The sequence below is a fragment of the Clostridium sp. genome, from assembly GCF_051278035.1.
Taxonomy (GTDB): domain Bacteria; phylum Bacillota; class Clostridia; order Clostridiales; family Clostridiaceae; genus Clostridium_AD.
Window position 1 is genome coordinate 1 of sequence record NZ_JBNMNU010000255.1, and the last position, 4,378, is coordinate 4,378.

The 4,378-nt window shown below is 28.1% G+C and carries 2 protein-coding genes; both read left to right on the forward strand.

What is annotated here, in order from left to right:
* Positions 1-571: 571 nt before the first annotated feature.
* Complete coding sequence (locus tag ACJAX4_RS22330; protein WP_435791647.1) at positions 572-2,314, forward strand: sigma 54-interacting transcriptional regulator; 1,743 nt, start codon at positions 572-574, stop codon at positions 2,312-2,314.
* Positions 2,315-2,451: 137 nt separating this feature from the next.
* On the forward strand, positions 2,452-4,378 hold a 1,927-nt coding region (locus ACJAX4_RS22335), incomplete at its 3' end, for a transporter substrate-binding domain-containing protein (RefSeq protein WP_435791648.1).

Here is a 4,378-nt window from a genome sequence, read left to right on the forward strand (position 1 = left end):
TTCCTCTTGTCCTGTATAACTTTTGATTCTTATGATATCTTGCGTAAATTTTATTAGTTCAGTTTCTATACTGGACAAGAATTTTCTTATTTCTACTTTCATTTTTCCACCTTCCTTATAATAAATTAATTAAATCATTCCATTTGCAGATACATAATCCGAACAAGATACATAACCAATATCAAAATCTTGCAATGTAACAGTTTAAAATAGTAATCATTAATTATATTAGCAATATGCTTGCCAACACTCCACCCCCATTTTCCATTGAATATTTTACCAATATTATCATTTTGATAATATTGTTCTTGCTTTTTTTGTATGACATTTGTAAAACCTTTGAAAATCCAATAAAGTAAAGTCGTTTATCAAAATGATACTTCAATATCATTTTGATAAGCGAGTTGAGATTACTAAAACTCTTACTGTATATGATTAGTGGGTAATTTTATTTTAAAATTTTGTTTCAAATCTTTAAAGGTTATAAAAATTTCATATTGAATCATATAGATAAATAGACAAATATGGGTTTACTAATAGATTTAAGACTAAAAAGGAGCTGTTTATAATTATGGAAAAAGTATTGAAAAAAATGCAGGATACTGTTAGCCGATACGTAGATGTTTTGTCTGAAATATTAAAAGTAGATGTTGAAATTGTAGATGACAAATTTGAAATAATTGCGGGCACTGGTATATACAAAAAAATAATTAATGTGAATATGTCTAATGAAGCACACGTATATAGAGAGGTTATTGAAACTGGAGAAATGAAAGTTATAGAAATCCCTGGTAAACATGAAATATGCATGAAATGTCCTAAAAAAAATACTTGTAATGAAACTTTTGAAATGAGTACGCCAATAAAAATAAATGATAAGGTAATCGGGATTATAGGCTTTATTTGTTTAACTGAAAATCAAAGGCAACATATAGTTGCAAATTATGATACTTTTGTTGAATTTCTAAATCAAATTTCAGAATTAATAGCATCTAAGGCATTTGAGATTATTGAAAATGATAAAAAATTAGCTGTTTTTGATTTGTTAAATGTAATTATAGATAAGATCGAAGAAGGGGTAATAGTTTTTGATAAGAATTACGTAATAGATAGGACTAATTTTATTGCTAGAGAAATGCTGAATTTAGAATTAGATGATAGTGAAATAAAAACCATTAATTTGCAGCCTACAGGAAATCAGATTTTCAATCTAATGGAATATAATTTGAAAATAGATGATGTAGAGTATTATTTGCTAGGAACTATTTATGATGTTAATATTGGTGATTTTAATAAAATGTTTGTTTTTAAGGATGCAAAATTGATAAAAGAAAATATTTTAGCTTTAACAACATCAAAAGAAAATATAGGGTTAGATAAAATATTTGGACAATCTGAAAAGATAGAAAATTTAAAAAATAAAGTTAAGTTGATTGCTTCGGGTACGTCTACTGTATTAATTAATGGTGAAAGTGGTACAGGGAAAGAGTTGTTTGCTAGAGCTCTTCATGAAGAAAGTGAGAGAGCAAATGCTCCATTCATTGCTATTAATTGCGGTGCAATGCCAGAAAATTTAATTGAAAGTGAATTATTTGGTTATGTTAAAGGAGCATTTACTGGAGCAGATCCAAAAGGTAAAATCGGTAAATTTGAACTTGCTGAGAATGGAACTTTCTTCTTAGATGAAATAGGCGATATGCCTTTATATATTCAGGCTAAACTCTTGAGAGTATTAGAACAAAGAGAAATTGTAAGACTGGGTTCTAATAATCATATTAAAGTAAATGTAAGGGTCATTGCAGCTACCAATAAAAATCTAGAAGAGATGATAAAGGAGCATGCTTTTAGAGAAGATCTTTATTATAGGTTAAATGTAATACCATTAAATGTTCCAGCTCTAAAGGAAAGAAAGGAAGATACTCGTTTAATAGCAACAAGATTTATAAGCAAATTTTCAAAGCTATTTGATAAAAAAGTTCTTAAGATAGAAGAAGAATTCTGGAATTGTATTGAAAGCTATGATTGGCCTGGGAATGTACGGGAACTTCAGAATACAATTGAATATGTAATCAATATGTTGAAATATCCAGGTATAATTAATTATGAATTGTTACCTGATAAAATGAAAAATATTTCTGTGAGTTCAGAAACTCAAAAATTAAACTTAGACACAATGGAGAAAGAAGTTATAATAAAAGCCATCGAAATTTATGGTAATGATGCTGAATCTAAAAAAATCATTGCTGAAAAACTTGGAATTGGTATTGCTACATTATATAGGAAATTAAAAAAATATAATTTACAAATAAGTTAATTATTTGTAAAATGAATGTTATTTAGAGGCTAGCAGGACCAATAGGATTATCGGCAGGATGTGAAAGTGTTTTAGACCGGGATATGCGTTTTAAGGAGGGGTTTAATTTTATAGAGGTTAGATTTGGAGGGATAAGTATGAAAACAAGAAGTGCAAAAATCAATAATATGTTTATTTTGTTATTTATTTGTGTATTTGTAGTTATATTTATGAACAAGCTAGTTGAAAACAAATATAATATAAACATAATCACATATGTACAAGAATCCGTACCTCTTACATATGAAGAAAAAGAATGGTTAAAGAAAAATCCAATTATATACGGTGCAGACAATAATTCACCTCCACTAAGATATGTTGATGAAGAAACAAAACAATATAAAGGGACTTCAATTGATATTATACAAGCGCTTTCTGTTGAATTAGAAGTAGAAATAAAATACAAACCATTTATTTTTAAAGACGCTTTTACTAACTTAGATAAGGGACAGATAAGTATGTGTGATATGTTCCCAAGTCCTGATAGGAGTAAAAAATACTTGTTTTCAGATCCGTTTTATAACTTGAGAGGAGTAATTCTTGTTCCAGTAGAAAATAATAAGGTTAGATCATATTCGGATTTGTCAGGACTTAGGGTAGCTGTTCCCAATGGAGATTATGCAATAGAGTTTTTGAATTCTAAGAATATCAATGTAGTGTATACATATACACAAAGCATACAAGAAGCTGTTAAACTACTGGTAAATGGGCAAGTAGATTCAGTTGTGGGTGATGAACCTGTAGTTAGTTATTTTATAAATGAAATGAATATTAAGGATTCATATAAGATTATTGATCCACCTTTATACGAAAAAGGGGTTGTACTAGCTGTTACTAAATCAAATCAAACCTTAGTAAACATTTTAAATAAAAGTATACTTAGCATAAAAAAGAAAAACGTTACTGAAAAAATACAGCAAAAGTGGTTTGGAATATCATCTCCAATTTCTAGTAAGGGGTTATCAGATGAAATAATTATATATATAGGATTAGCATCGTTATTAATCTTTTTAATAATTTATGCTATGTATTACTGGAATAGTAGATTAAAGGATGAAGTGAAGAAACAGACAGAAGAATTATATATAAGTAAAAATGACCTTCAAACTACTTTTGATGGATTGTCTTATTTAATGATTGTTATAGATAAAAATTGTACAATTAGTAATGTGAATAAAGCATTTTGTCAATTTTGGGGATTAAGGAAAGATGAGGCTATTGGGGAAAAGTGCGAATTATATAAAGCCTTAATATGTTTAAATTGTAATAATTGTTGCAATAGACAGACCTTTCCCGGTGGAATTAAGGAAAAGTATGATATTAGCTACAATGATAGGTTTTTTAGTGTAGATACATTTCCAATAGAAGATAAAAACAAAGAAATAATTAAAAAATTGTTCGTTATTAAAGATGTAACTGATATGAAAATAACGGAAAAGCAACTGCTACAAGCAGATAAAATGGTTGCTGTTGGTCAACTAGCAGCCGGAGTAGCACACGAAATTAGAAATCCATTAGGACTAATAAGAAGCTATACTTATGTATTAAAGGGACAAATTAAAGAAGAAAATGAGAGAATTAAAAAGTGCATACATGTAATTGAAACATCAGTTGATAGGGCAAGCAATATCGTTGATAATTTATTGAATTTTTCACGTATGTCTAATGATACTAAGGGAAAAGTAAACATTAAAGAATTTACTCAAGGAATCCTAAATTTAGAAATGAAAATTCTCGAGTTACATAATATTATACTTAAGCAAGATTATGAAGATAATATGTTTTACATTGTGAATATTGAATCATTAAAGCATATATTAATAAATCTCATAACTAATGCTATTGACTCAATGCCTGATGGGGGAGCATTATTCGTTAAATGTAGTAGATTCGAAGGAGAATTAGTATATGAAATTAGTGATACTGGCACTGGAATTAAAAAGAAAGATTTAGATAATATATTTCATCCTTTTTTCACTACAAAACCACCAGGAAAAGGTACTGGACTAGGCTTGTATATAGTAT

Bases quoted from the DNA above. Each gene is read 5' to 3' on its own strand.
- ACJAX4_RS22330 (WP_435791647.1), top strand. From the start codon at position 572: ATGGAAAAAGTATTGAAAAAAATGCAGGATACTGTTAGCCGATACGTA.